The sequence below is a fragment of the Chelatococcus asaccharovorans genome (assembly GCF_003201475.1).
Taxonomy (GTDB): domain Bacteria; phylum Pseudomonadota; class Alphaproteobacteria; order Rhizobiales; family Beijerinckiaceae; genus Chelatococcus; species Chelatococcus asaccharovorans.
Genome location: NZ_QJJK01000006.1, coordinates 462,739 through 468,849 on the forward strand (window position 1 = coordinate 462,739; position 6,111 = coordinate 468,849).

The window sequence follows — 6,111 nt, forward strand, 5'->3', positions numbered from 1 at the left end:
GCCTTCATGGACGGCGCGCCCCGCTGCCCGAAGCTCCCGCACCGAGTGCGGAGCTTCGCCGCGATCGCACTCTTCTGCCTTCTTGCCGACGCTCCCGTGGCCATGGCCCGGGACGTCAGCCCCTCCTACATCACTCCCGAGGCGGTCAACCTGTCTGCCGTGCTGCCTCCGCCGCCCGAACCCGCGTCGCCGGAAGCCAAGGCGGACATGGACGCTGTTCTTGCGCTGCAAGCGGGCCGCACGAGCGAATCCGTCGCGCTGGCTCAAAAAGACCGGAAGCAGACCGTTTTCCGCTTCGCGGATGTCCTCGGTCCTGATTTCCGCAGGAAGCGCCTGCCGCTGACCGCGGCCTTCTTCGCTGAGATCACGGCTGATGAAGAGGCGATCCTCGCCACGGTCAAGAACCGGTGGCAAAGGCCGCGACCCTTCGTCGCCAATCCCGCCGTGACGACCTGCGTCAAACGGCCGACGACCGGATCCTACCCGTCGAGCCATGCAGCGCTCGGTTATCTCTACGGCCTCATTCTCGCGGACATGCTCCCGCGCGACCGGGATGCGCTGCTCGCACGCGCCCAAACCTATGCCGAAAGCCGCGCCCTGTGCGGCGTTCACTATCCGAGCGATATCGCTGCCGGCCAGCGTGCCGCCGAGGCCATCTTCGCCGCGCTCAAGGCCTCGCCCCGCTATCACGCCGCCTTTCGGGACGTGCGTGAAGAGATCCAGGCCGCGCTAAACCTGCAAACCGCCCACTGAGCTTCGGGTCATCCCCGTCAACCGTGACCGCGCCGCGGGTTTCACTGCAGCCGCGCTCTCTTGTTCAATGGTTGAGCGCGCAGGGCACCGGCCGAAGGGGCGCACGGCGGACTTCGGCATCCCGCTCAGCTCGCCTCGGCCAGGCGCTTGGCGCCGATCTTGTCGATCGCATCCACCACAGCATCGAAAGTCAAAAGCGTCGAGGCATGCCGGGCCTTGTAGTCACGCACGGGTTCAAGAACCGCGAGGTCCGACCAGCGTCCACCGGGCGGAGAACCGTTCTCCTTGAGCATGCGACGCATCGCCTCGCGCAGCTGGCGCAGCTCGTCCGCCGTCGCACCGATCACATGGCGCGCCATGATCGACGAGGAGGCCTGGCCAAGCGCGCAGGCCTTCACGTCATGGGCGAAATCCGTAACGGTATCGTGATCCATGACGAGATCGACCGTGACCGTAGAGCCACACAGCTTGGAATGGGCAGTCGCGGACGCCTGTGGCTCAGCCAATCGCCCAAGCCGCGGAATGTCAGCCGCCAGCTCGAGAATCCGCCTGTTGTAGATATCATTCAGCATGACTTTTCGCCCAGAGTCCGACCGTTGCGCATTGCGACCTGCCAATCCCGGTATATATAGGCACAGGATTGACGAGCCGGAAGATCTGCTGAGCGACCGTCGACGTATAGAGTCATGCCCTGTTTTTGGGGCGATTGAGGATCAAGCGGGAGGCACCACATGGACGCCGTGGTTAAGTCCTTGTCCGCGCGAATGGCAGACGCCACCGCCGACAAGCCCAGTGTTACGCGACCCAGCCGCGAAGAAGCGGAGGCTGCGGTTCGCGTCCTCCTGCAATGGGCTGGCGAGGATCCGGACCGCGAAGGACTGATCGATACGCCGCGACGCGTCGTACGCACCTACGAGGAACTCTTCCGGGGCTATCGCGACGATCCCTCCATCGTGCTCGACAGGGTGTTCGAGGAGGTCGCAGGCTACGACGGCCTCGTGCTCCTCCGCGATATTCCCTTCTATTCCCACTGCGAGCATCACATGGTGCCGATCATCGGCACCGCGCATATCGCCTATTATCCGACGCAAGGCGTCGTCGGTCTGTCGAAGCTGGCGCGCGTCGTCGATGTCTATGCCCGCCGCCTGCAGACGCAGGAGCGGCTCACCGCCCAGATCACCGATGCGCTCGAAGAGACGCTGAAGCCGCGCGGCGTCGCCGTCATGATCGAAGCCGAGCATATGTGCATGTCCATGCGTGGCATTCAGAAGCAGGGCGTTTCCACCCTCACCACCCGCTTCACCGGGCTGTTCAAGGAGGAGCCCGGTGAACAGGCCCGCTTCATGGCGATGGTGCGCTCAAAGGCGGCCTGATGCCCGCCTATGGCGGTCATTGGCGGCTATTGGTAGCCATTGGTAGCAATGCGCCCTTCCGACCTTTTCTCCAACCGGATCATCCCTCGTGAGCGAGACTTCAGGAATTGCGACGGCTTTTGCATCGCGGGGTACCACGGCCGAGGTGGAGGAAGGCGAGATTCTCATGCCCGCCTTCGACGCCAATGGCCTGATCACCTGCGTGACGACCCACGCCGATACCGGCGAGGTTCTCATGGTTGCGCATATGAACGCCGAGGCGCTGGCGCGCAGCATCGCCACCGGCGAAGCCTGGTATTGGTCACGTTCGCGCCAGACGCTCTGGCACAAGGGTGACACGTCCGGTCAGTTGCAGACCATCGTCGACATGCGGGTCGATTGCGACCAGGATGCCATCTGGATCAAGGTGCGCGTCGGCGGAGACGGGGGGTGCTGCCACACCGGCAGACGGAGCTGCTTCTACCGGAGCGTGGCCCTCGGCGATGCTTCACGACAGCTTACCCCTACCAAGACCTGACCGGCACGCGCTGCCTCGGCCCGTTGCCTTGAAGCGCTTGTGAACGAATTCGTGGCAGGTTGCCGCGATTGCAGCGGACAAGTTCGGGACATCATCGATGTTGGGAAGAATGGCCTCCGGATCCAACCGCTCCGAAGCATCCGGTTCTGAAGCACCCGGTTTCGAGGCACCTGGTTATGGGGCACCTGGTTCTCCCGCTGTCTCGCCCGAGTCGGACACGCCAGCCTACACCACATCCGCCCCGCAGAACGGCTTGCCCTCACGCGTGAAGGTGGGGCTTGCCTTGGGCGGCGGCGCGGCCCGCGGCTGGTCTCACATCGGCGTGGTGAAAGCCCTGGAGCGTGAGGGACTCATTCCCGACGTGATCGTCGGCACGTCGATCGGCGCGGTGGTCGGCGGCTGCTTTTCCGCCGGCAAGCTTGATGTGCTCGAGGCTTTCGCACGCTCGCTGACCCGCCGGCGCGTCATCAGTCTCCTGGACTTTCACCTGAACGGATCCGGCCTCATCGCCGGCGACCGGCTGAAGAGACTTCTCGATGAAAATCTCATAGGCATCCGCGCCGAGACCCTGCCCCACCGCTTCGCGGCGGTGGCGACCGAGCTTGGCAGTGGCCATGAGGTCTGGCTGACCAAGGGCCTGCTCACCGATATCATGCGCGCCTCCTACGCCCTCCCCGGGGTCCTCGACGCAGTCAAGTTCGGTGGGCGCTGGCTGATGGACGGTGCCCTCGTCAATCCGATACCGGTGACGGTGGCCCGCGCGCTCGGTGCCGATGTGGTCATCTGCGTGAATTTGAACGGCGATTCGCGCAGCCGCGGCGCGGTCATCCCCGTCGTCGACCCCGATGCCGCCCAGAGCACGCAAACCATCATCGCCGAAGCCGCCGCCAAGCGGCGCAGCCTGCTTGGGCCGGTCTGGGGCGTCGCGGAACGCGTCCGCCAGTTCGCCACGCGTTCCGATGGCGGTCCTGGCATCGGCTCGGTGATGGTCGATGCCTTCAATATCACCCAGGATCGGATCGCCCGCTCGCGTCTCGCCGGCGATCCTCCCGACCTCATGATTTCACCGAAGCTCAATCGTATCGGCCTGTTCGACTTCCACAAGGCCGAGGAGTCGATTGCCCTTGGCGCCGATGCCGCCGAACGGATGATGGACGAGATCCGTGATTATCTCATCCAGGAATCGATGGCCCGGCAGGTTATCGGGTAGAGCAGATCCGGCTTGGATGGAAACGTCCGACCATCCAAGCCGATGGGTTTGCACGTCAATTTTCGAGCGGAGCAAGTCCGCATCAGGCGGTCGCGATATACTCGCGCAGGATCTGATGCTCGTGCTCGACTTCAGCGAGCCGATGCTTGACGACATCGCCGATGGAGATGATACCCACCAGCACCCCGTTCTCCACGACGGGGACATGCCGGAATTTGCCGAGCGTCATCAATTCCATCACGTCGTTGACAAGGAAGCTTCCGGTGCAGGTGCGGACATTCGCCGTCATATGCGCCGAAACCGCCTCGCTGAAGGCGACGGCCCCCTCCTTGGCAAGCACGCGGACGATATCGCGTTCGGTGATGATGCCAAGAACCTTGCGGTCTGCACCGGCGACGACCAGCGCGCCGATGTGCTTTTCGGCCAAGAGCTTCACGGCCTCATCGAGCGTGCGGTGGGGCGGTATCGTGACGACGTCTCCCCCCTTCATGGCAAGAATGCGATCGACGGACATTGCCTTCCTCCTTCCTCCAGGGACACAGGCTCAGAACAACCTGCGACCGATTGTCAGAGATTGTGGGGAAAGCTTATGCGGACCGCAAGGTCAATGCGATCCGTGATGTGTGCGTGAAGTGGTGCGCGGCACGCCGGTGGTTGCCGGAAAGCCTGAAGAGATCCGGCTCAGCGGCGCCGGCGTGCGACCGGGTCGAGCAGGGGAAACAGCAGGAAGCCGGCCACGAAGCCACCGATATGGGCCTCCCAGGCGATACCGCCATCGGCAAGGCCGAGCGGGCTTGCCACCACGCCGAATACCAGATTCACGCCGAACCAGACCGCAATGAAGCTCATCGCGCGACGATCCTGCAGGATCTCCCGCCAGCTCTGCGCCGGGGTGAACTCCCCCAAACCTTGCTGATGGCCGAGCCAGGGCATGCCGGGCTGAAAGACAAAGCGGCAAGCCGCTGCCATGACACCCGAGATCGCGCCGGATGCACCAATCATCGGGATCGTGCCATAGGGATTGAACAGGGCGTAGAATACAGCCCCGGCAACGGCGCAGAGCGCCGCCAGCAGGAAAAAGCGGGCCGCGCCGAAACGCCGCGCCACCGGGCTGCCGAAGGCCACCAGCCACAGCGCGTTGAAAATCAGATGCGTCCACGACCCGTGAAGGAAGGCATGGGTGATGAGCGTCCAGAGCTTCGAGCCTTCCTGAAGCAGGAGCTGCGCCAGAAGAACGTTCTGGCCGCCCCGCGCGGCGGCAGCCGCAAGAACGTCATCGAGCTGCGCGGGCAGGATCGCGACCGTCAGCCGCGCCGGGACGAAGGCGAAATCGACAAGGACGCGAAAATCCGTCTCCTCGCCGATCGCCAGCCGGGCAACATGGATCACAACGAGTATGCCGATCAGGACAACGACCGCGCGCGGCACATTGACCATCGGCTCACGCGCGGGGCGATGCGGTGTGAAGGCGTTCAAGGGCATAAGGTTCCTTCGTCTGCGTCGGTTCGCGCCGGTCGCTGCCGCCCCGGCGAGGGTCTCCCAAGCAAGACCACCAAGCGAGGCCGCGGCATCACGGTGGAAGACTTCTGGCATATTTTCCCGCACGAAACACCATTGCTCACAAGGCATTCGTCATGGGGCCGGAAGGCTGCGCGCTCCCGTCATCGATCTACGATCACAATAAGAAGGACTGTCGGATAGCCCTTCTCCGCCATGTTTTGGCGATCTTTGAACGCCTTTTCTCTCATATCGCGCGGGAACAGGCGGTGAATATCGGTGCGATGTGCTTATAAACAATCAATCATTAACCAAGATGAGCTAGTGGTTCGTTTCCAACATTTGCATCCCATTTGTATCGGCCCCGAGGGCAAATGTTGGAAACAGGAGAACCACTAGGATGCTTATGGTTCTCGTGGAATTTTCGAATTTGACATTCGGTCTCGAGGCCGACATCGAGCGGGTACCGAATGTCAAATTCATTCCACGAGTGGTTCGCTTCCAACATTTGCATCCCATTTGTATCGGCCCCGAGGGCAAATGTTGGAAACAGGAGAACCACTAGGATGCTTATGGTTCTCGTGGAATTTTCGAATTTGACATTCGGTCTCGAGGCCGACATCACGCGGGTACCGAATGTCAAATTCATTCCACGAGTGGTTCGTTTCCAACATTTGCATCCCATTTGTATCGGCCCCGAGGGCAAATGTTGGAAACAGGAGAACCACTAGGATGCTTATGGTTCTCGTGGAATTTTCGAA

At 62.5% G+C, this 6,111-nt stretch carries 7 protein-coding genes; 4 read left to right on the plus strand and 3 right to left on the minus strand.

Features of this window, described 5'->3' with window-relative positions; genetic code table 11:
* Positions 1 to 45: 45 nt before the first annotated feature.
* The gene (locus C7450_RS16600; protein ID WP_170147269.1) at positions 46 to 753 is read left to right on the plus strand and encodes an acid phosphatase; all 708 of its coding nucleotides are present in this window, start codon (positions 46 to 48) and stop codon (positions 751 to 753) included.
* Positions 754 to 878: 125 nt separating this feature from the next.
* Here the strand turns inward: C7450_RS16600 and C7450_RS16605 are convergent, their stop codons facing one another.
* Complete coding sequence (locus C7450_RS16605) at positions 879 to 1,325, minus strand: iron-sulfur cluster assembly scaffold protein (RefSeq protein ID WP_110375542.1); 447 nt, start codon at positions 1,323 to 1,325, stop codon at positions 879 to 881.
* A 159-nt stretch (positions 1,326 to 1,484) separates the two neighbouring features.
* On the opposite strand from C7450_RS16605, the gene folE reads away from it, so the two are divergent.
* From folE to C7450_RS16620, 3 genes are all read left to right on the plus strand, one after another.
* On the plus strand, positions 1,485 to 2,126 hold the full coding sequence (folE, locus tag C7450_RS16610) for a GTP cyclohydrolase I FolE (RefSeq protein WP_110375543.1): 642 nt from the start codon (positions 1,485 to 1,487) through the stop codon (positions 2,124 to 2,126).
* A 106-nt stretch (positions 2,127 to 2,232) separates the two neighbouring features.
* Positions 2,233 to 2,643: a phosphoribosyl-AMP cyclohydrolase gene (hisI, locus tag C7450_RS16615; RefSeq protein ID WP_110375601.1), complete on the plus strand. Its 411-nt coding sequence runs from the start codon at positions 2,233 to 2,235 to the stop codon at positions 2,641 to 2,643.
* A 253-nt stretch (positions 2,644 to 2,896) separates the two neighbouring features.
* Positions 2,897 to 3,853 (plus strand): patatin-like phospholipase family protein, encoded by a 957-nt coding sequence (locus tag C7450_RS16620; RefSeq protein WP_245449809.1) that lies wholly within the window; start codon positions 2,897 to 2,899, stop codon positions 3,851 to 3,853.
* A gap of 82 nt (positions 3,854 to 3,935) precedes the next feature.
* Here C7450_RS16620 and C7450_RS16625 read toward each other — a convergent pair whose 3' ends face one another.
* Both C7450_RS16625 and C7450_RS16630 read right to left on the minus strand, forming a co-directional pair.
* Positions 3,936 to 4,367 (minus strand): CBS domain-containing protein, encoded by a 432-nt coding sequence (locus C7450_RS16625; protein ID WP_110375545.1) that lies wholly within the window; start codon positions 4,365 to 4,367, stop codon positions 3,936 to 3,938.
* A 167-nt stretch (positions 4,368 to 4,534) separates the two neighbouring features.
* The gene (locus tag C7450_RS16630) at positions 4,535 to 5,329 is read right to left on the minus strand and encodes a rhomboid family intramembrane serine protease (RefSeq protein WP_245449811.1); all 795 of its coding nucleotides are present in this window, start codon (positions 5,327 to 5,329) and stop codon (positions 4,535 to 4,537) included.
* Positions 5,330 to 6,111: the final 782 nt, after the last annotated feature.

Coding starts and splice junctions, on each gene's coding strand:
- C7450_RS16625 (WP_110375545.1), bottom strand. CDS start 4,367: ATGTCCGTCGATCGCATTCTTGCCATGAAGGGGGGAGACGTCGTCACG.
- C7450_RS16605 (WP_110375542.1), bottom strand. CDS start 1,325: ATGCTGAATGATATCTACAACAGGCGGATTCTCGAGCTGGCGGCTGAC.
- folE (WP_110375543.1), top strand. CDS start 1,485: ATGGACGCCGTGGTTAAGTCCTTGTCCGCGCGAATGGCAGACGCCACC.